The sequence below is a fragment of the Streptococcus sp. 27098_8_66 genome, from assembly GCF_041431945.1.
Classification (GTDB): Bacteria; Bacillota; Bacilli; order Lactobacillales; family Streptococcaceae; genus Streptococcus; species Streptococcus dentalis.
In genome coordinates this window covers 112,935-133,225 of sequence record NZ_JAPVYS010000003.1, presented here as the reverse complement: position 1 = coordinate 133,225, position 20,291 = coordinate 112,935, and the positions used below count along the sequence as shown (strand labels likewise).

At 42.7% G+C, this 20,291-nt stretch carries 26 protein-coding genes and 1 riboswitch; of the genes, 22 read left to right on the top strand and 4 right to left on the bottom strand.

Translation table 11 applies throughout. The annotated features are described in order from the left end of the window. Positions 1 to 56 precede the first annotated feature (56 nt). Together mltG and greA are read left to right on the top strand one after the other, a co-directional pair. The gene (gene mltG, locus O3642_RS03950) at positions 57 to 1,574 is read left to right on the top strand and encodes an endolytic transglycosylase MltG (RefSeq protein WP_371605446.1); all 1,518 of its coding nucleotides are present in this window, start codon (positions 57 to 59) and stop codon (positions 1,572 to 1,574) included. 57 nt (positions 1,575 to 1,631) lie between these two features. Continuing rightward, positions 1,632 to 2,114 (top strand): transcription elongation factor GreA, encoded by a 483-nt coding sequence (gene greA / locus O3642_RS03945; protein WP_003005389.1) that lies wholly within the window; start codon positions 1,632 to 1,634, stop codon positions 2,112 to 2,114. A gap of 167 nt (positions 2,115 to 2,281) precedes the next feature. Here greA and yidC read toward each other — a convergent pair whose 3' ends face one another. Continuing rightward, a complete protein-coding gene (gene yidC, locus O3642_RS03940) occupies positions 2,282 to 3,205 on the bottom strand; it encodes a membrane protein insertase YidC (protein WP_118095470.1) in 924 nt (307 codons plus the stop codon). A gap of 77 nt (positions 3,206 to 3,282) precedes the next feature. Then, positions 3,283 to 3,561 carry an acylphosphatase gene (locus tag O3642_RS03935; protein ID WP_041818353.1) on the bottom strand — a complete coding sequence of 93 codons (279 nt, stop codon included), beginning with the start codon at positions 3,559 to 3,561 and terminating at the stop codon, positions 3,283 to 3,285. Positions 3,562 to 3,634: 73 nt separating this feature from the next. On the opposite strand from O3642_RS03935, the gene O3642_RS03930 reads away from it, so the two are divergent. From O3642_RS03930 to yidD, 14 genes are all read left to right on the top strand, one after another. Continuing rightward, complete coding sequence (locus O3642_RS03930; RefSeq protein WP_118095469.1) at positions 3,635 to 4,381, top strand: RNA methyltransferase; 747 nt, start codon at positions 3,635 to 3,637, stop codon at positions 4,379 to 4,381. An 82-nt stretch (positions 4,382 to 4,463) separates the two neighbouring features. After that, positions 4,464 to 4,955, top strand: a complete 492-nt coding sequence (locus O3642_RS03925) for an HD domain-containing protein (protein ID WP_013904023.1) — start codon at positions 4,464 to 4,466, stop codon at positions 4,953 to 4,955. Positions 4,956 to 4,983: 28 nt separating this feature from the next. Then, the gene (locus O3642_RS03920) at positions 4,984 to 5,670 is read left to right on the top strand and encodes a Bax inhibitor-1/YccA family protein (RefSeq protein WP_003008369.1); all 687 of its coding nucleotides are present in this window, start codon (positions 4,984 to 4,986) and stop codon (positions 5,668 to 5,670) included. Between the two features lie 95 nt (positions 5,671 to 5,765). Then, on the top strand, positions 5,766 to 7,016 hold the full coding sequence (locus O3642_RS03915) for a diaminopimelate decarboxylase (RefSeq protein ID WP_371605445.1): 1,251 nt from the start codon (positions 5,766 to 5,768) through the stop codon (positions 7,014 to 7,016). 55 nt (positions 7,017 to 7,071) lie between these two features. Continuing rightward, complete coding sequence (locus O3642_RS03910) at positions 7,072 to 7,317, top strand: YneF family protein (protein ID WP_013904022.1); 246 nt, start codon at positions 7,072 to 7,074, stop codon at positions 7,315 to 7,317. A gap of 77 nt (positions 7,318 to 7,394) precedes the next feature. After that, positions 7,395 to 8,189 carry a glutamate racemase gene (gene racE, locus O3642_RS03905; protein WP_013904021.1) on the top strand — a complete coding sequence of 265 codons (795 nt, stop codon included), beginning with the start codon at positions 7,395 to 7,397 and terminating at the stop codon, positions 8,187 to 8,189. After that, positions 8,186 to 9,163 (top strand): nucleoside-triphosphate diphosphatase, encoded by a 978-nt coding sequence (locus O3642_RS03900; RefSeq protein WP_371605444.1) that lies wholly within the window; start codon positions 8,186 to 8,188, stop codon positions 9,161 to 9,163. The genes racE and O3642_RS03900 overlap by 4 nt, the downstream gene beginning before the upstream one ends. Beyond that, a complete protein-coding gene (locus O3642_RS03895; protein ID WP_371605443.1) occupies positions 9,139 to 9,660 on the top strand; it encodes a metallophosphoesterase in 522 nt (173 codons plus the stop codon). Before O3642_RS03900 ends, O3642_RS03895 begins: the two co-directional genes overlap by 25 nt. Then, positions 9,657 to 10,118: a cyclic-di-AMP-binding protein CbpB gene (gene cbpB / locus O3642_RS03890; RefSeq protein ID WP_003005120.1), complete on the top strand. Its 462-nt coding sequence runs from the start codon at positions 9,657 to 9,659 to the stop codon at positions 10,116 to 10,118. Before O3642_RS03895 ends, cbpB begins: the two co-directional genes overlap by 4 nt. Then, a complete protein-coding gene (xerD, locus tag O3642_RS03885; protein WP_003005319.1) occupies positions 10,115 to 10,846 on the top strand; it encodes a site-specific tyrosine recombinase XerD in 732 nt (243 codons plus the stop codon). Before cbpB ends, xerD begins: the two co-directional genes overlap by 4 nt. Beyond that, on the top strand, positions 10,846 to 11,565 hold the full coding sequence (locus O3642_RS03880) for a segregation/condensation protein A (protein ID WP_003013218.1): 720 nt from the start codon (positions 10,846 to 10,848) through the stop codon (positions 11,563 to 11,565). The genes xerD and O3642_RS03880 overlap by 1 nt, the downstream gene beginning before the upstream one ends. Next, positions 11,549 to 12,118 carry an SMC-Scp complex subunit ScpB gene (gene scpB, locus O3642_RS03875; RefSeq protein WP_061454990.1) on the top strand — a complete coding sequence of 190 codons (570 nt, stop codon included), beginning with the start codon at positions 11,549 to 11,551 and terminating at the stop codon, positions 12,116 to 12,118. Before O3642_RS03880 ends, scpB begins: the two co-directional genes overlap by 17 nt. Further along, complete coding sequence (locus O3642_RS03870; protein WP_155172394.1) at positions 12,108 to 12,839, top strand: pseudouridine synthase; 732 nt, start codon at positions 12,108 to 12,110, stop codon at positions 12,837 to 12,839. Before scpB ends, O3642_RS03870 begins: the two co-directional genes overlap by 11 nt. Then, the gene (gene yidD / locus O3642_RS03865) at positions 12,836 to 13,078 is read left to right on the top strand and encodes a membrane protein insertion efficiency factor YidD (RefSeq protein ID WP_371605442.1); all 243 of its coding nucleotides are present in this window, start codon (positions 12,836 to 12,838) and stop codon (positions 13,076 to 13,078) included. The genes O3642_RS03870 and yidD overlap by 4 nt, the downstream gene beginning before the upstream one ends. A gap of 75 nt (positions 13,079 to 13,153) precedes the next feature. On the opposite strand, the gene O3642_RS03860 is transcribed toward yidD, so the two are convergent. Further along, on the bottom strand, positions 13,154 to 14,593 hold the full coding sequence (locus tag O3642_RS03860) for a TrkH family potassium uptake protein (protein ID WP_031577101.1): 1,440 nt from the start codon (positions 14,591 to 14,593) through the stop codon (positions 13,154 to 13,156). 5 nt (positions 14,594 to 14,598) lie between these two features. Continuing rightward, positions 14,599 to 15,954, bottom strand: a complete 1,356-nt coding sequence (gene trkA, locus O3642_RS03855; protein WP_031577099.1) for a Trk system potassium transporter TrkA — start codon at positions 15,952 to 15,954, stop codon at positions 14,599 to 14,601. Positions 15,955 to 16,286: 332 nt separating this feature from the next. On the opposite strand from trkA, the gene O3642_RS03850 reads away from it, so the two are divergent. The 6 genes from O3642_RS03850 to O3642_RS03825 all read left to right on the top strand — a co-directional run bounded on the left by O3642_RS03850 (position 16,287) and on the right by O3642_RS03825 (position 20,279). Next, positions 16,287 to 16,829: a tRNA (cytidine(34)-2'-O)-methyltransferase gene (locus tag O3642_RS03850; protein WP_003005113.1), complete on the top strand. Its 543-nt coding sequence runs from the start codon at positions 16,287 to 16,289 to the stop codon at positions 16,827 to 16,829. Positions 16,830 to 16,909: 80 nt separating this feature from the next. Next, positions 16,910 to 17,059, top strand: a riboswitch (FMN riboswitch). Between the two features lie 202 nt (positions 17,060 to 17,261). Continuing rightward, a complete protein-coding gene (locus O3642_RS03845; protein ID WP_371605441.1) occupies positions 17,262 to 17,834 on the top strand; it encodes an ECF transporter S component in 573 nt (190 codons plus the stop codon). Beyond that, positions 17,824 to 18,474 carry a phosphatase PAP2 family protein gene (locus O3642_RS03840; protein WP_003013200.1) on the top strand — a complete coding sequence of 217 codons (651 nt, stop codon included), beginning with the start codon at positions 17,824 to 17,826 and terminating at the stop codon, positions 18,472 to 18,474. The genes O3642_RS03845 and O3642_RS03840 overlap by 11 nt, the downstream gene beginning before the upstream one ends. A gap of 57 nt (positions 18,475 to 18,531) precedes the next feature. Further along, on the top strand, positions 18,532 to 19,491 hold the full coding sequence (locus O3642_RS03835; protein WP_141561991.1) for a TIGR01212 family radical SAM protein: 960 nt from the start codon (positions 18,532 to 18,534) through the stop codon (positions 19,489 to 19,491). Continuing rightward, positions 19,475 to 20,032, top strand: coding sequence for a class I SAM-dependent methyltransferase (locus O3642_RS03830; protein ID WP_371605440.1), 558 nt, complete (start codon positions 19,475 to 19,477; stop codon positions 20,030 to 20,032). The genes O3642_RS03835 and O3642_RS03830 overlap by 17 nt, the downstream gene beginning before the upstream one ends. Continuing rightward, entirely contained in the window at positions 20,025 to 20,279 is a 255-nt protein-coding gene (locus O3642_RS03825) for a hypothetical protein (RefSeq protein ID WP_023918874.1), read from the top strand. The genes O3642_RS03830 and O3642_RS03825 overlap by 8 nt, the downstream gene beginning before the upstream one ends. The last annotated feature ends 12 nt before the right edge of the window (positions 20,280 to 20,291 follow it).

Genomic DNA, 20,291 nt, shown 5'->3' with positions numbered 1-20,291 from the left:
AAGAAAGGCGATTTGTATTGCTTTTCTAAATCTTTTAAGATATAATATTAAGGATTATGATGAGGGAGGTCAATTATTTGACTGATAAATCACAAGACAGTGAGAAGTTATTAAGCTTCAAAGAGCAGATCCTCAGAGACTTAGAAGAGGCCAATGAGCAACTTCTAAAAATCGAAAAAGAGTATGATCTACCTGATCGAAGTATTGAAACCCCTTCTTCACTGAAAGAGGAGGAAGAAGCAACACTACCTCCAAAAGTAGAAGAATCTGCGTTGGCTCCCAAAGAAGAACCAGTGGAGCCAGAAAAGGCGACTCCTGCTGTGGAAGAAAAGAGTGAGCTTCCAAAGCCTGCTCCAAAAGAACCAAGTCAGGAACCGGTAGAGGAAAGCTTATCGCGCTCTTCTCGTAACCAGCGCCAACAAAAACAAAAGAAACAAAATAAAATCGCTAAACGAATTGTGCGGACAGTGGTCAGCCTTTTGCTGATTGTGATCGTGGCTACAGGGATCTTTGCTGTGACCTATATCCATTCAGCTGTCAAGCCGATGGATAAAAATGCAACAGAATTCGTAACGGTTGAGATTCCAGCAGGTTCAAGTAATCGTGAGATTGGCGCGATCCTTGAGAAAAAAGGACTCGTGAAAAATGGTCAGTTCTTTAACTACTATACCAAGTTCAAGAACTATAGCAATTTCAAATCTGGTTATTTCAATTTGCAAAAGAGCATGGATCTAGAAACCATCATCCAAAAACTGCAAGAAGAGGGAACCAAAACTCCTCAGGCTCCAGTTCTTGGGAAGGTGACGATTCCAGAAGGTTATACGATCGATCAGATTGCGACGGCTATCACCACCGATGTCTCCACTAAGAAGGCAGGCAAGACTCCATTTAAGAAAGAAGATTTCTTGAAGGCTGTCCAAGACGATGCCTTTATTGAGAAGATGGTGGCCAAATATCCTAAGCTCTTGGCGAATCTGCCAAGTAAGGATTCTGGTGTTCGCTACCGTTTAGAAGGTTATCTCTTCCCAGCAACTTATAACTATGGCAAAGATACCACAGTGAAAGAGATGATCGATCAGATGCTTGCGGCAATGGATCAAAACTTAAGCCCATACTATGAAACACTTGAGAGCAAGAACATCAATGTAAACGAAGTATTGACTCTTGCTTCCTTGGTTGAAAAAGAAGGGGCGACGGATCAGGACCGCAAAGATATCGCGAGTGTCTTCTATAACCGTTTGAACCAAGACATGCCTTTGCAAAGTAATATTGCAATTCTTTATGCAGAAGGGAAACTTGGTCAAAAGACGACCTTAAAAGAAGATGCAACGATCAATACAGAGCTGGATTCACCTTATAATATTTATAAGAATACCGGCTTGATGCCTGGCCCAGTGGATAACCCTGGAGTATCAGCGATCGAAGCGGCAGTGAACCCAAGTAAGACCGATTACTTGTATTTTGTCGCAAATGTCGAAAATGGTGAAGTTTTCTTCGCTAAGACATACGAAGAACACAATAAAAATGTTGAAGAACATGTCAATAGTAAATTGACACAAGCAAGTTCAAACTAGAAAAAGCATGTGGCGCGTCCACAGCTTTTTCATTCAAATAATAGAAAGAGAAGAATAATGGCAGAAAAAACATACCCAATGACACTAGCAGAAAAAGAAAAGTTGGAACAAGAATTAGAAGAGTTGAAATTGGTCCGTCGTCCTGAAGTGGTAGAACGGATTAAGATCGCTCGTTCATATGGTGACCTCTCAGAAAACTCTGAGTATGAAGCAGCAAAAGATGAACAAGCTTTTGTGGAAGGTCAAATCTCTAGCTTGGAAACAAAAATCCGTTATGCAGAAATCGTCGATAGTGATGCTGTTGCAGTAGACGAAGTTGCGATCGGAAAAACCGTTACAGTCCAAGAAGTTGGCGAAACAGATGAAGAAGTATACAGCATCGTCGGTTCAGCAGGGGCAGATGCCTTTGCAGGGAAGATCTCGAACGAAAGCCCAATCGGTCACGCTTTGATTGGTAAAAAAACAGGTGATGTGGTCACTGTTGAAACACCAGCTGGAAGCTACCAAGTGAAAATTTTGAACGTAGAAAAAACAGCGTAACTATAAAATGCAGGCTCTCAAAGAGGGCTTGTTTTTTTGTGCTCTTAATCCCCTTGTGAGGGTGTAAATTTTTCGTTGATTGATTGAAAGGGATTAAAAAAGCACCTGAACTAGAGGGTTCAGGTGCTTCAGTAATTCCGCTAGAATTTAGAAGTTTGTACTACTTTCTATTGCGTTTTTCTATTGCGTTGTTTTCCTGCATTGCGGTTGTTTTTTGGTTTGTGTTGAATTTGTGTCGTTGCAGTTGGTGTAACGTCTTTTTTCACACGGTGACTAGTCGCTTTTGGAGGATTGTTTTTGTATTCCTCAGCGACCCGTTTGCGAAGATTTGGACGAATCAAGTAGTTGATGACAAATTGTTGGATAATTTGGATCACCCCACCGACTACCCAGTAAAGAGTCACTCCGGCTGAAGAGATCAATGAGAAGACACCGATCATAATCGGGCTCATCAGTGATGCTTTACGCATACTTTCCTTTTGGGTTTCATCTTCAATCCCATGAAGAGAGAGCATACTTTGGATATAGTAGAGAACCGCTACGATAGCTGTCAAGAGCAAGCTTGGTTTTCCAAGAGCAATACCAAGGAAACTACTTTCTGCTACCCCTTTGGTGTGCTGAGCCGCAAAGAAAAGGGCAGAGAAGAATGGCATTTGGATCAAGAGTGGTAAACATCCAACTCCACCAAACATGCTGACCCCATTTTCACGTTGAGCAGCCATTAATTCTTGTTGCGCCAATAGCTTTTCTTCTTGTGTGCTAGCGTTCTTCATGCGCTCTTGGATTGGTCCAAGGATAGGCTTCAAGTAGTTCATCTTTTCAGATTGGTAGGTTGCCTTCCATGATTGGTACAAACCAAGTGGCAAGATGATTAAACGCACGATCAAGGTGACGATAATAATCCCGATCCCAAAGCCCAAGCCAAGGTTATTAGCAAAGAATTTGATGGCTTCGCCCATTGGACGGCCAAGAAGATTCCAAATCAATCCAGTTGGATTTCCAGTTTTCCGATCGACACTCACGCATCCTGATAAGAAGACGAGCGAAGCTAGTCCCATCGATGCCAATAATGCAAGTTTATTTTTTTTCACAAATCGTTCCTTCTTTTTTAAAATGTTACCTTTCTATTCTACTGTTTTTTTTGAAAATACACAATAGTTCTCTAGTCTTAATTTGAAATTTTGAAGTCCTTATAGTTTTCAAAGTTTGCTAGCGTAACATCCAAATAAGTCACATGCGCAAACGGCGTAGGACCTTTGCGTATTTCTTGGATGAATTTGGCCATTTGACTGCTAGACTCTGCCTGAGCTAGAATACCAACCGTCCCATCGTCATTGTTCCAGACACGGCCAGTAATCCCACCGATCTCTAAAGCAAGACTGCAGACTCCCCAGCGAAAACCAACTCCTTGAACCCGTCCTTGGGCAATCATTTTTACCTTTTGCATGTTCATCCTCCTTGACTCGAAGAAATCTATCTGAGGTATGATTTCTTCTTTTTCTTTATGCTATAATAGGTCTATGAATATTATAACGTCTAAATCCAATAATGTAATCAAAAATGCTAAAAAATTACATCAAAAAAAATATCGGACAGATTCCTATCTCATTGAAGGTTGGCATCTCTTTGAAGAGGCAGTAGAAAATCAGGCGGAGATTCGGCAGGTCTTTGTTTTAGAAGCCTATTTAGACCGGGTAGAGAATATCCAAAACGTCACTGTCGTGACTTCGGAGATCTTGAGTCTCTTGGCTGATTCGAAGACCCCTCAAGGAATTGTCGCAGAGATTCTTCTAGAGCAACCCGTCCTTCCATATCAGTTACAAGGTCGTTACCTCTATTTGGAGGATGTCCAAGATCCAGGTAATGTGGGAACCATGATTCGAACAGCAGATGCAGCCGGCTTTGCTGGTGTCATGCTTTCGAAAGCATCCGCAGATCTATACAGTCTCAAGACTCTTCGATCCATGCAGGGCAGTCATTTCCATATTCCTATCTGGAAACTGGATCGAGAAGAACTGTTTGAACGAGCTAGTCAATCCAATCTAGCGGTCCTCGCAACGACGCTATCAGAAGCTTCCATCGATTACCGTCAGCTCCCTCAGATTGATCAATTTATTTTGGTGATGGGCAATGAAGGCAAGGGCATCAGTCCAGAAATGGCTACACGAGCCAACCAGCTTGTTCATATTACCATGCCGGGTCGGGCTGAGAGTTTGAATGTTGCAGTAGCTGCTGGAATTTTGATGTTTCATTTAAGGAATTTTTGAGAAAAAGCAGTATACTTAAGTTGAAAAAAGAAATTGGTGGAAATCTTATTGGGAGAGCCTATCAAGGAAAGGTGGTGATCTGATGCAATATCATCGTGACAAAGAATACATGACCTATGTGGGACAGTTGATCCAGCACCCTAAGGTTCAAAAATTAGCCGACATCCCCCATCATATTCATTCCAATCGTTTGGAGCATTCCATTCATGTTAGCTATACTAGTTATAAACTGGCTAAAAAATTTGGCTGGGATGCTAAAAGTACGGCTCGGGGTGGCCTCTTGCATGACCTCTTTTACTATGATTGGCGCGAGACCAAGTTTACCAAGAGTCACGCCTGGATCCATCCCCGCATTGCCGTGAGAAATGCACGAAAGATCACAGATCTCAATGCCAAGGAAGAAGACATCATTATTAAACATATGTGGGGTGCTACCCTTGCCCCGCCTCGCTACAAAGAATCCTTCGTAGTGACCATGGTGGATAAATACTGGGCTGTTAAAGAAGCTTCAGAACCATGGCGTAAAAAGATGGCTAAAAGGAGATTTTTTCATCGAAAAATGTTAAAATCGTAGTAAACAAATTTGAAAGGAACTTGTTTATATGTATAATGATTCAGTAATCCAAGAACAAAGTGGATTGAATGCTTTTTATAACAAAATCTATTCATTAGTTGGGATCGGTGTAGGGATTTCAGCTCTTGTGTCTGGCCTTATGATGACAGTCTTTCAAGATTTCTTCGTTCAAATCTTGACAACCGCACCAATGGTTTACTATGCAGCAGTGGTTGTAGAATTGATCTTGGTCTTTGTTGCAAGTGGGAAGGCTGTTAAAAATAGCCCGTCTGCTCTTCCGATCTTCTTGATCTACTCAGCTTTGAATGGCTTTACCTTGAGCTTTATCATTGCTCGCTACATGCAAGCAACTGTCTATAAGGCTTTCTTGGTCAGTGCCTTGATGTTTATTGTCATGGGAGCTATCGGACGCGTCGTGAAAAAGGACCTGTCTGGAATGGGACGTGCCTTGATGGGAGTCTTGATCGGTGTGATCATCGCTTCTGTTGTGAACATGTTCTTGAGAAGTTCTGGAATGGACTATATCTTGAGTATCATCTCTGTCTTCCTCTTTGCAGGATTGACAGCTTGGGATAACCAAAAGATTCGCTATGTCTATGATCAAACAAATGGTCAACCTGCTACAGGTTGGGCAGTAGCAATGGCTTTGGAACTGTATCTTGACTTTATCAACCTCTTTATCAGCCTTCTTCGTATCTTCGGAAGAAACGACTAATCAAAGAGAGCTTGAGCTGGGGCAGTTGCCTCGGCTTTTTTTGTCTTCCGACTTGTGCTATACTAATAGTGACTAAAGAATAGAAATGAGCGCTTATGAAAACACCTTTTGTAACCCGTGAACAATTAGAAAGTCTGACCCAAGAATTTCCTACCCCTTTCCATCTCTATGATGAAGCAGGAATTCGTGAAACGGCTCGTGCCCTCCATCAAGCTTTTGCTTGGAATGAAGGATTTAAGGAATACTTTGCCATCAAGGCGACTCCTAACCCATCGATCCTAAAAATTTTGCAAGAAGAGGGCTGTGGAGTCGACACGGCCAGCTACGTGGAATTGTTAATGGCGGATAAACTGGGCTTTAGTGGGAAAGAAATCATGTTTTCTTCTAACAACACGCCAGCTGATGAATTTGTCTATGCGAGAGAATTAGGGGCAACTATCAATCTGGACGCCTATGAAGACATTGCTTTCTTGAAGTCTGTGACCAGCATCCCCAAGGTTATTTCTTGCCGCTATAATCCTGGTGGAGTTTTTGAACTGGGAACCGATATTATGGACAATCCTGAAGAAGCCAAGTTTGGAATGACCAAGGAGCAATTGATCCAAGCCTTTATCGAGTTGAAAGAACTAGGTGTGGAAGAGTTTGGTATTCACGCTTTATTGGCTTCTAATACTGTATCCAACGACTACTATCCAGAGTTAGCGCGTCAACTTTTTGAATTGGCAGTAGAAGTCGTCGTGAAAACAGGTGTCCACTTGGGCTTCATCAACCTCTCTGGTGGAGTTGGGGTCAATTACAAGCCAGAACAAGAACCAAATGATATTAACATTATTGGGGAAGGTGTGCATCGCGTTTTTGATGAGATTCTCAAACCAGCAGGACTTGGTCATGTGAAAATCTATACCGAGCTTGGTCGCTTTATGCTGGCTTCACACGGCCTCTTGGTAACCAGAGTGACGCATAAAAAGAAAACCTACCGGACCTATGTGGGTGTCGATGCTTCAGCTGTGAATCTTCTTAGACCGGCTATGTACGGTGCTTATCACCATATTACCAATATGGATCGTTCAGATGAACCAACTGAAGTGGTCGATGTCGTGGGAAGTCTCTGTGAAAACAACGATAAATTTGCCAAACAAAGAGAATTACCCGTGACGGAGATTGGAGATTTACTCGTGATCCATGACACTGGAGCCCATGGATTTTCAATGGGCTATCAGTACAATGCCAAGTTGCGTTCGGCAGAAGTTTTGCTTCAAGAAGATGGGCAGGCCCGTTTGATTCGTCGAGCAGAAAAACCAGAAGATTATCTTGCGACACTCTACGGCTTTGACATTGAAAAATAAGCGATTGTCTGATATAATGATAGTTATGTAAAAATAATGGATCGGAGAAAATTGTATGAATCTCTTTTTAGGAATTTTGTTGATTATTTTAGCTTTCTTTGGTGGGATGGTTGCAGGAATGTTCTTGCTTCGTCGTCAATTTGAAAAAGAATTTGCATCAAATCCACGTTTGAATGTTGAAGCAGTCCGCACACTTTTAGGTGCGAGTGGCCAACGTCCAAGCGAAGCAAAAGTTCAACAAGTCTATCGCCAAATTGTGACCCAACAAAAATCAGCAATGGCGAAAAACAAGAAAAAATAAGAGTGGGGCAATCTCACGATAATAAATGAGAGGGGCTTGGAGGAATTTCTTAGTCCCTCCTTTTGGAAGGAAGAGATATGGATAACCGACCGATTGGTTTTTTAGATTCTGGAGTAGGGGGCTTGACTGTTGTCCGCGAATTGCTCCGTCAGCTTCCTCACGAAGATGTCGTCTATATTGGAGATTCAGCACGTGCACCTTATGGTCCTAGACCAGCAGACCAAATTCGCGAGTATACTTGGCAGATGGTGAACTTCCTTCTGACCAAAAATGTCAAGATGATTGTTTTAGCTTGTAATACAGCGACGGCAGTGGTTTGGGAAGAAGTAAAGGAAAAACTTGATATTCCTGTTTTGGGAGTGATCTTGCCCGGAGCTTCTGCAGCCATTAAATCAACGACCCATCAAAAAATTGGGGTCATTGGGACACCGATGACAGTTTCTTCTGGAATTTATAAAGAGAAGATTCAAAGTCTGGCACCAGATATGAAAGTCACCAGTTTAGCTTGTCCCAAGTTTGTTCCTTTAGTGGAATCCAACGAGTTGGCATCCAGTGTGACCAAAAAGGTGGTTTACGAAACTCTAAAACCACTAGTTGGAAAGGTTGATACCTTGGTCTTGGGATGTACCCATTATCCCCTGTTAAAACCGATTATTCAAAATGTGATGGGACCGGATGTCAAATTGATTGATAGTGGAGCGGAGTGTGTTCGGGATATTTCCGTCTTATTAAACTATTTTGAGCTCAATAAGAGCCGCGAACTCTTAGAGCAGACCCACCGCTTTTATACCACTGCAAATGCCAATAGCTTTGCAGCAATTGCCGAAAAATGGCTAGAACGTTCAGTGAATGTGGAGCATGTAAATTTATGAGTGACAAACTATTTGAATACAAAGATTCCCAAGATTGGTATATTGCCCAATGGGGAGAAGATGCAGACTACAATCAATTTAGTCAAGTTCCTGCGGAAGCTTCCACTCTGTTAGACCAGCTGGAACTTCTCTTTGCCAAGGATCCTGAAGGATTTCCGCTTAATCTATCGGTGATGCGCTATGGTTCAGCCTTTCGTTTCCTAACCTTTTTGACGGAAATCTTGAATGAAGTCAAGGGAAGAGCTTTTGAGATCGTACAGCGTCAAGGAGCCTTGCTCTTGGTTGAAAAAGGGAAATTGCTCTATTTGCATTTGCCAAGTGATGGGCTGGATTTGGAAGCCTTCTTGGGTCAAGACAAGGTCAAAGATACGATTCTCATTGCGACTCGAAATGAGGGAAAAACCAAAGAATTCCGCAATATGTTTGAAAAGCTAGGCTTTGAAGTGGAAAACCTCAATCAGTATCCAGAGCTTCCAGAAGTCGAAGAAACAGGGATGACCTTTGAGGAGAATGCCCGCCTAAAAGCTGAAACCATCGCAGAGCTAACTGGGAAAACAGTCTTAGCGGATGATTCAGGTTTGAAGGTAGATATCTTGGGAGGCTTACCAGGAGTTTGGTCCGCTCGCTTTGCGGGAGTTGGTGCGACAGATGCAGAGAATAATGCGAAATTGTTGCACGAATTGGCTATGGTTTTTGACTTGAAAGACCGTTCAGCCCAGTTCCATACGACCTTGGTGGTTGCAAGACCAGGCAAGGAAAGCCTAGTGGTGGAAGCTGATTGGCCAGGGTATATTAATTTTGAGCCTAAAGGAGAAAATGGGTTTGGCTATGATCCACTCTTCTTAGTTGGGGAAACGGGCCGTGCTGCCGCTGAATTAACACTTGAAGAAAAAAATACACAATCGCATCGTGCTTTAGCTGTTAAAAAGTTATTGGAGGTATTTCCATCATGGCAAAGCAAACAATCATCGTGATGAGTGACTCGCATGGAGACCGCTCCATTGTTGAAGCAATTAAAGAAAAATATCTAGGCAAGGTCGATGGAATCTTTCACAATGGGGATTCTGAACTAAAAAGTGATGATCCTGTCTGGGAAGGGATCCACGTTGTCCAAGGAAATATGGATTTTTATGATGGCTATCCGGAACGCTTGGTGACCCAACTAGGGCCAACACGGATCATCCAGACCCATGGGCATCTCTTCCAGATCAATTTTAGTTTTCAAAAATTGGATCTGTGGGCCCAAGAGGAGGAAGCAGATATCTGTCTATACGGCCACCTTCATATCCCAGATGCTTGGAAGGAAGGAAGAACCCTCTTTGTGAATCCTGGATCCGTTAGCCAACCTCGTGGTCTGATTCGGGAGTGTTTGTATGCCAAGATAGAGATTACGGATTCGAACTTTAGGGTAGAGTATTATACGCGAGAGCATGAATTGTATCCTGAACTGACAAAGGAGTTTAGCAGATGATAGCAAAGGAATTTGAACGTTTCTTGCTGACGCAGGAAGAGACGTTCTTAACTCCTGCCAAAAATTTAGCGGTCTTGATTGATACCCACAATGTAGACCATGCGGTCTTGCTGTTGAGCCAGATTAGCTATAGTCGCATTCCGGTAGTGACGGATGAACGCAAGTTTGTGGGGACGATCTCCCTAACGGATATTCTATCTTATCAATTGAAACACGAGATTCCTGAGGAGACTTTTGCTTCGATGGATATCGTAGACGTTGCAAAGAAGGAGGTCGGGGTCATCGGCTTAGACTTCAATTTGACAGAAGTCCTTCACAAGTTGGTGGATGACTCCTTCTTATCAGTGGTGGATGAAGAAGGGTATTTCCAAGGGATTATTACGCGGAAATCGATCCTCAAAGCCATCAATTCGCTGATGCATAATTTTTCAAATGAATACGAGATGATTCCAAAATGAAAGAATTTATTGCAAGTTTTATTGATCAAAAAGAACTAAGTGAAAATTCTCAGTCAGCCTATTTCTATGATTTGGACCAATTTATTGAATCAATTCATGGAAAAGTAACACCGACTAATTTGAGAATTTACCAAGCTTCGATTAAAGATTTTAAACCGGCGGTTCAAAAACGAAAATTATCCGCCGTTAACCAATTTTTATATTATTTGTATCAAGAACGCTTTATTTCTGAATATCATCGTTTGGTCTTGCCTAAAATTCAACCGGCCAAAACCCATGATCGTGAATTGTTGGATCTGACCCATTTTTGGGAAGAATCAACCAATCCACAGGGACGCTTGATGGCCTTATTGATTCTGGAGATGGGCTTATTGCCAAGTGAGATCCTCCAAGTCAAGGTCGAAGATATTCAGCTGGACTTTCATGTGATTCGAGTGGGCAAAGATGGCCAAAAACGAGTTTTAAAAGTTCCAGAGCCTTTACTGGATGAGTTGCAGCTCTTCCTCGATGGTGTCTATCTCTTTGATAATAAGGGAAAATCATACTCCCGTCAGTGGGGATTCCGGCAATTAGAAGCTTTCTTGATTGAAAAAGGCAACCAAGACCTTTCGGCACAATCGATTCGTGAGCAGTATATTTTGAAACAACGTGAACTCGGTGTGGATCTCTTTAGTATTGCGCGTGAATTGGGCCTAAAAACTATGGTGACATTAGAAAAATATAAATAATGGATATTAAATTTAAAGATTTTGAAGGGCCTTTGGATCTCTTGCTCCACTTGGTCTCTAAATACCAGATGGATATCTATGAGGTCCCCTTGATTGAGGTGATTGAACAGTATCTGGCTTATCTGGCGACTCTCCAGGCAATGAAACTAGAGGTGGCAGGGGAATACATGCTGATGGCTAGTCAACTAACCCTGATCAAGAGTCGAAGACTTCTTCCTAAGGTCGCAGAGGAGATGGATGAAGCAGAGGATCTAGAGCAGGACCTCCTTTCTCAATTGGAAGAGTACCGTACTTACAAGCAATTAGGAGAGTTGATGGCCTCGCAGCACGAGGAGCGCGCCCTCTATTATTCGAAACCGAAGATGGAATTGGTCTATGACGATACTGAATTACTTCATGATCGCACCACGGTGGATCTCTTCTTGGCTTTCTCAAAACTATTGACCAAGAAAAAAGAAGAATTCCGCCAGAACCATACAACCATTGTCAAGGATGAATACAAGATTGAGGATCTGATGGACCAGCTGCGTCACCGATTCCACGATCGTTCACAAGTTCTCTTGCAGGACTTGTTTCTAGAAGCAGCGGATCTCCAAGAGGTCATTACCCTATTTCTTGCAACCCTTGAATTAATCAAAATTCAAGAGGTCACAGTGGTACAGGATACGGCTTTTGGAGAAATTTACTTAAATAGGATTGAACATGAGCAAATTAGCTGAAATTGAAGCACTCTTATTTGTAGCGGGTGAAGAAGGAATTACTGCCAGACAAATCGCAGATCTTCTCTCTTTACCCCCAACAGGTGTGGTGCAAAGTTTAGAAAAATTGGTCCAAAAATACCAGGAGGATACAGATACCAGTCTGTGTTTGATGGAGACAGCTTCCCGTTATAAATTGGTGACAAAGGCAGACTACGCTTCGGTTTTACGAGACTATTCTAGAACGCCTATGAACCAAAGTTTGTCTCGGGCTGCCCTTGAAACCTTGTCAATCATTGCTTATAAGCAACCGATCACCCGTGTGGAGGTCGATGATATTCGGGGTGTCAATTCCAGTGGGGCCATTACCAAACTACTGTCATTTGATCTGATCCGTGAAGATGGGAAAAAAGAAGTCCTCGGGCGTCCTAATTTGTATGTCACGACGGAGTATTTTTTGGATTACATGGGGATCAATCATTTGGAGGAATTGCCAAAGGTTGAGGAAGTGGACCTCAATCCAGAGGAAGGTCAATTATTTTCAGAGAGAACAGAGGAATTAGATGAGAATTAACAAATATATCGCCCATGCAGGCGTGGCTAGTCGTCGCAAGGCCGAAGAACTGGTCAAGCAAGGCTTGGTGACGGTCAATGGCCAAGTCGTGCGTGAATTAGCGACCATCATTAAAACCGGTGATCAGGTTGAAGTAGAAGGGACTCCAATCTATAACGAAGAAAAGGTCTACTATCTTTTAAATAAGCCACGTGGCGTCATCTCTAGTGTATCGGATGATAAAGGGCGGACAACAGTCGTTGACCTTTTATCTCAAGTGCCAGAGCGCATCTATCCAGTAGGACGTTTGGACTGGGATACATCTGGTGTCTTGATTTTGACCAATGATGGTGATTTTACAGATGAGATGATTCACCCACGTAATGAGATTGATAAGGTCTATGTGGCGCGTGTCAAAGGGATTGCCAATAAGGAAAATTTGCGTCCCTTAACACGAGGGGTGACCATTGATGGCAAGAAAACCAAGCCAGCGACTTATGAGATCTTAAAAGTGGATGTTGAAAAGAACCGTTCAGTGGTTCAGTTGACCATTCATGAAGGGCGCAACCACCAGGTCAAAAAGATGTTTGAAGCTGTAGGACTTTTAGTGGACAAACTCTCCCGAACCCAGTTTGGAAACCTAGATGTCTCAGGACTTCGTCCGGGTGAATACCGTCGCTTGAACAAAAAAGAAATTAGCCAGTTGCACAATTTAGCAGTGACGAAATCTAAAAAAGCATGAAAAAAATCCTGATTGCTATGGTCAGAGGCTATCAAAAATGGATCTCTCCCCTATTTCCGCCTTCTTGTCGCTTTCAACCGACCTGTTCCAATTATATGATCCAAGCGATTGAACGCTTTGGTGTGAAAGGTGTCTTGATGGGGATTGCAAGGATTCTACGTTGCCATCCTGGAACCAAAGTAGGACCAGACCCCTTGCCAGACCATTTTAGTCTGAAGCGAAATGAAGAATCAAAATAGGACGATCGCAAATAAACAGAAACACCCTTAGAAATTATTTTTCTAAGGGTGTTGATTTTGTAAAAGAGTTGTCTATCAGCGTTTAGACCATGTTTTAGGGAGGAAGAGTAGAATCATTGGATAGATTTCAAGCCGTCCGGCAATCATGGCTAAGGAAAGTAACAGTTTTGAAATCGGACTAAAGATGGAGAAGGTTTGACCTGTTCCAATCATAGGTCCAATGTTGTTGAAACAACTAAAGACAGCGCTGACAACCGTCATGAAGTTATTATTGTCTAGACTGACTACAAAGAGTAGGCCGATCGTGATAAAACTGTATATTGTAAAGTACTTGAGGATCTGATGCTGTGTATCCTTATCCAATACCGTATCATTGACATGCAAGGTCAGAACGCGATTCGGAGACAAGGTCGAAAGAACCTGATTTTTTGCGATTCGCCATAAGGTCAAGCACCGAATGACTTTTAGCCCCCCGGCGGTCGATCCAGCAGAACCACCGACAACCATCAGCATCAAGAGGATGAACTGAGAAAAGAGAGGCCATTTTTCCGTCGTTCCATAACCAAAACCGGTAGTGGTGATGATATTGGAAACTTGGAAGAAGGAAATCTCAAAACTCTTAGCGACATTGGCATAGAGATGAAGGACATTGTACGCGATCAAGACACTGGACACGAGGACGATGGTGATATAGGTCCGCAATTCCTCATCTTTAAAGAAGGCCTTGAATTTTCGGATCATGAGGAAGTAGTAGAGGTTAAAGTTAACCCCGAAGACTAAAACCCCGATACTGACCAAATAGGTGATTAAACTACTATTGTAGTGGGCAATTCCGTCGTTAAAAACGGTAAAGCCCCCGGTTCCAGCCGTCCCCATGGCGATGACAAAACTATCATAAAGGGGCATGCCAGCAAGGAAATAAAGAACCACAAAAAGGAAGAACAAGCCCAAGTACAAGAAGTAGAGGATTTGAGCTGTGTTTTTTAATTTGGAAACGACCTTGCCAAACACTGGACCAGGAACCTCCGCCTTCATGACTTCAAGGTGGCTGTTCTTATTATTGTCCATAATGGCAAGGGCGAAGACCAATACTCCCATCCCTCCAATTAAGTGGGTGAAACTGCGCCAAAAGAGGAGAGAATGGCTGAGGGCACCTACATCATCTAAAATCGTTGCCCCTGTTGTTGTAAAGCCAGAGCTGACTTCAAAAAAGGCGTCGATAATGTTGGGGATTTGCCCCGAAAAGACAAAGGGAAGGGCACCAAAGAAGGACCAGAGGATCCAACAGAGTGCTACAATCAGGACTCCTTCTTTAGCATAGATGTGAAAGTCCTTTGGTTTGTGAAAACTACCAAGGAGCCCCAGCCCAAGTAAGATGGCCATGGTTGCCCCAATTGAGACAAAAACCTTGGCAGGTTCCTGATAGATTGCAGCGACCACTAAGGGAACGATCAGGAGCGCTGCCTCGATTAAGAGGAGCTTGGACAAGAGGTAACGAATCATGCTTCTATTCATCAGGTTTACCTCTCAACTAAATCGTAGATTTTAGTGACATTTTGAATCAAGGTGGTTACGATAATCCGATCTCCTACCATCAAACGGTCATCTCCATTTGGGAAAATAGCCTTGCCGTCTCGAATAATGGCAGCGATCAAGACGCCTTTTTTCAATTTCAATTCAGAGAGGGGATATTGGGTTAGTTTATTGTCTTCCTTAATTTGGAACTGCAAGGTTTCAATCCGGCCGTTTGCGACATGGTGCAAGGCTTCTAGGTTTGAGAACTGTGCATTGTAGCGTCCACGAATAAAGTGCATAATGGTATCTACAGCGATGCGTTTTGGCGTAACGATACTGGTCATATCTTGATCGCCAATGATCTCCAACAGACTAGTTCGGTTGACCTTGGTAATGTTCTTTTTGACTCCGACAGAATTTAAGAACATGGAGGTGATGATGTTTTCTTCATCGACCCCTGTCAAAGTAGCCACAGCATCGAAGTTATTGGCACTCTCTTCTAAAAGAATGTCTTTAGCAGTTCCGTCTCCATGGACGACATAGAGATCAGGAAATTCCTTGCTAAAGAATTCCGCTCGTTCACGATTGACTTCTAAAACCTTGAGATCGATCTTGCGGCGCACATCTTGAAGAATATTGAGTAGGTAGTAGGCAATTTTCCCAGCACCAATGATCATCATGCTCTTAATGACTTGAGGACGAACATTGTTGTGGAAAAGAACGACCTCGATCCGGTTACCTGTTACGAAAATCTTGTCTTGAGGTTGCAAGACAAAATCTCCGTTTGGAATGGTGAGTTCGTTGCCACGCTCGATTGCGCAAACAATGACATTTCCGTATTTCTTCCGGAATTGGGAGAGGCTCATATTGCAGAGATTGCTATCTGGCTTGATCTTAAATTCCATCAAGGCTACCCGACCATTGGCAAAATGCTCCACAGAAAGGGCATTTGGGAAGTCAATGATATTGGCAATATAACGTGCTGTCAGCAATTCCGGATTGACAACTAGGGAGAAGCCCAAGATATTTTTTTCCTTGAAGTAGGAATTGGAATATTCCGGATTCCGCACTCGAACGATGGTCTCTTTGGCTCCCATTTTTTTAGCCAAAACAGCAGAGACCATGTTCACTTCGTCGTACTCGGTCATGGAAATGAAGATGTCGCAGTCTTCAACATCTGCTTGTTCCAAGATCTTGAAGTTCGCCCCATTTCCTAAAATTCCAATGATATCAAACCGTTTGGTAATATGGTTAAGAACGGATTCGTCTTTTTCGATCAATATAACATCGTGGTTTTCAGCAACGAGAGAACGACAAAGGGCCGTTCCGACCTTTCCTCCACCAACAACAATAATTTTCATAGAATACCTCCAGAGTATGCTTCTATCATACTCTATTTTCAAGAAAAATTCATCTTTTTAAGGATTTTCTGGTGGAATTTTGAGAAGCTAAGAACAAGTAGGAAAAATCGTCAAAAGAGTAGAACGAGGAGGGATCGAAAACTTTGATAAAGTTTCTTAAAAAAATCTAAAAAAACTATTGACAGGAGCTTCAAAAGTGATATACTTAGAAAGTACCTTCGTTGATTTACCTCAAACCTGTTGTGAGTTAAGTTAATGAAGCTGTAACCACGCTGTTTGCTGAGCTTGACTCCGGGCAGTGTGGCTATTTTTTTATCAGAAAGAGATCGAGTATGAATATTGAAGAACTGGACTACCAAGAGTCAGCAGCTCAAAACCACATCGTCTTGTTCCAACCTCAGATTCCACAAAATACGGGAAATATTGCACGGACTTGTGCGGCGACCAATTCTCCCTTGCATATCATTCGCCCCATGGCTTTTCCGATCGATGATCGCAAAATGAAGCGAGCAGGACTCGATTATTGGGACAAGCTGGATGTCCGTTTTTATGATAGCCTGGAAGAGTTTATGGAAGCAGCGAGCGACGGTCAGGTGCACCTAGTGTCCAAGTTTGCCAATCAGACCTATTCGGACGTTTCTTATCAGGATGGGAAGTCCCATTATTTCTTGTTTGGACGCGAGGATAAAGGTTTGCCGGAAGATTTTATGCGCCAGCACGAGGAGAAGGCCATTCGCATTCCGATGAATGATGAGCATGTCCGTAGTTTAAATGTCTCTAATACCGTCTGCATGATTGTCTATGAGGCACTCCGCCAGCAAGGTTTTAAGGGGCTGGAGTTGAGCCATCGTTATGAGCATGACAAGCTCAAATAAAAACGAAAAATTAAAACACGAACGATGTAATCCATGACGTTACAAAAACTTGCCTAGGCAAGTTTTTTTTGTTATCATAAAAGAGTCTTCAGGGCAGGGTGTAATTCCCGACCGGCGGTGACTTTTATTAGGAAATGTTCTTTTCCATACTCTAAAAGAAGTCCGCGAGCGCAAGCTGATGTGGTGTGACTCCACAACCGACAGTATAGTCTGGATGGGAGAAGACGAGAGACGAATAGACTGACAGCTATTCTGATCTGTTTAGAGCTGCTGCATGGGAATAGTACGTTGGAGTCTAAGACTGATTAACGGCATGTTTCGATGGAGACCAGCTAAAGTAACTAGAATATTTTCTGGTTTAAGCTTTGTTTAAATAGTTTAGAGTAGAATGATGGAGTAGACGTCTTTCCAGCTTCTCTAATTTTTAAAAAATTGGAGGAACCTGTTATGACAAATACACGTAAACTGACCCTAGTGGCTGTTTTATCCGCTTTATCTTTTATTTTGATGTTCTATCAATTTTCTTTCTTGATAGATTTCTTCAAAATTGATTTGAGTATCATCGCCATTTTGTTGGCCTTGGTCCTATTGGATTTTAAAAGTGCCGTTTGGGTGACCTTGATCCGATCTGTCCTTAAGTTAGCCCTTAATAATAAGGGACTTGAAACCTTGATCGGATTACCAATCAATATCATTGGAGTTCTTGTTTTTGTTCTTGCTTTTGCATGGATTTGGAACAAGGAACGGACCCATGGTCGATTTATCCTGGCAACGATTGTTGGAACGATCAGCTTGAGTATCACGATGGTATTAGTGAACTATGTCTATGCAATCCCTTTATATGCTCGCTTTATGAACTATGATATTTCGAAAACACTAGGGCTTGTCCACTATTTAGCCGCAATGGTTGCACCGTTTAACCTGATCGAAGGGGTGATTTGGGCCATCGCATTTGGGTTGATCTATACCTTATTGCAACCGATTTTGAAAAAATATGAAAAATAAACAACAACATTGGGCGAAGGCAAGCTTCGCCCTTCTCATTTTTGTCATTCTCGGGTATGTGATTCGCTTTTACCCGCAACAATTAACAGGCTTTGATGGTACGATTCAATCTGCTATTCGAGGCGATCTGCCTGCAACACTGACGGCCTTCTTTACCAAGGTGACCCATGTCATGGATACCAAGATCATTGTCATCTGGGTGGGCCTTCTGCTAGTGGTCTTTGCCTATAAGAAATGGTACAGTGAAGCTCTTTTTCTAGGGAGCAATCTGGTATTGACTGGTCTTTTGGTTCTTCTTCTAAAGAATATCTACCAGAGACCGAGACCAAGTATTCTTCATCTAGTAGAGGAAAAAGGCTTTTCTTTCCCGAGTGGTCATTCACTGGCGTCTACCCTTGTTTTGGGAAGTTTGATCATCATCATCGGCCAACATGTAAAAAATAAAACAGCCCGCTATTGCCTTCAAGGCATGCTGGTTCTGGGAATTGTAACCATTGTGGTTTCCCGTATTTATGTTGGGGTCCACTATCCATCAGACGTTCTCGGCAGTATGATTTTGGGCCTTGCTGTCTTACAGTTTGAGTATCCCTTGTATGATCGCTTGCGATTTCAATGGCGCTTTACAGGCAAGCAAAAATAAGCATCTAACAACTAGGAGTTGAACTCGCGTTTTGAGTTCGACTCTTTTTTTGCTATAATGAAGGGTATGAAATCCTACAATACCTTGAATGATTATTATCGAACCTTATTTGGAGAAAAGACCTTTAAAGTCCCTATTGATGCAGGCTTTGATTGTCCCAATCGAGACGGAACAGTCGCCCACGGTGGCTGTACTTTTTGTACGGTCTCGGGTTCAGGAGATGCCATTGTGGCCCCAGAAGCTCCGATTCGAGAACAGTTTTACAAAGAGATTGACTTTATGCATCGGAAATGGCCAGATGTGAAGAAATACCTGGTCTATTTTCAAAATTTCACCAATACCCACGATAAAGTAGAAGTCATTAGAGAGCGGTATGAACAGGCTATCAATGAACCAGGAGTGGTAGGAATCAACATTGGTACGCGTCCGGATTGTTTACCAGATGAGACCTTGTCCTACCTAGCAGAGCTGACAGAGCGCATGCATGTGACGATTGAGTTGGGTCTTCAGACGACTTATGAAACGACTTCTGAATTGATCAATCGGGCCCATAGTTATGATCTCTATGTTGAAACAGTCAAGCGTATTCGCAAACAGGTGCCCAAGGCAGAGATCGTCTCCCATTTGATCAATGGCCTTCCTGGGGAGACGCATGAGATGATGGTGGAAAATGTTCGCCGTTGTGTGACCGATAATGAAATTGATGGCATCAAGTTACACCTCTTGCATTTGATGACCAATACACGGATGCAACGGGACTATCATGGAGGACGACTTCAACTCATGAGCCAGGAGGAGTATGTCAAGGTCATCTGTGACCAGTTGGAGATCATCCCCAAACACATTGTCATCCACCGGATTACAGGGGACGCGCCAAGGGATATGTTGATTGGCCCTATGTGGAGCCTCAACAAATGGGAAGTCCTAAACGCTATTGAAACTGAAATGCGTCGGCGTGGAAGTACCCAAGGATGTAAGCTAGAAGAAAAGGAGACTGCTGATGCTTCGACCACTTGAAATGGCCCATCAATTTTTAGCAGAAGTCATCACCAAAGAAGATGTGGTGGTGGATGCGACCATGGGAAATGGACATGATACGGCCTTTTTAGCCCAACTAGCAGGCCAGGTCTATGCCTTTGATATTCAAGAGCAAGCACTTGTAAATACCCAAGAAAGATTGGAAAAGTTGGGACTTCAGCATGTCCGGTTGATCTTGGATGGCCACCAGCATGTGGACCAATATGTGGAGACCCTCAAAGCAGCTATTTTTAATCTGGGTTATCTGCCATCTGCGGATAAATCGGTCATTACTCTTCCAGCTACCACGATTGAAGCGATGGAGAAAATCTGTGCTCGCCTAGAAAAAGGTGGGCGAATGGCTATTATGATCTATTATGGTCATGAGGGAGGAGATATCGAGCGTGATGCAGTGCTGGACTTTGTTAGTCAGCTCCCTCAAAAAGACTATACAGCGACCATCTACCGGACACTGAATCAAGTGAATCAGCCACCGTTTTTGATCATGATCGAAAAATTAGAAAGCTACCGTCATGGATAAAGAATATTTAAAGAATAAAATCGAAGGATTGAGACATCATTTTGTCGAATCAACCATCCACGAGCGTGCAATAGGTTTTTATGATGAAGCCCATATGACCAAAAAGATGCTCAAAATAAAAAAGAAATTGGTTTCGCTTGAGATGGAACGGTGCCAAAAGAAGATTGAGCACAAGGATGTTACCAAGACAGACCAAAAGATTGCGGAGTTAAAACAGCAATTTGAGACCTGTTGCCAAGAACGCTAAGGAGGGAGTGAT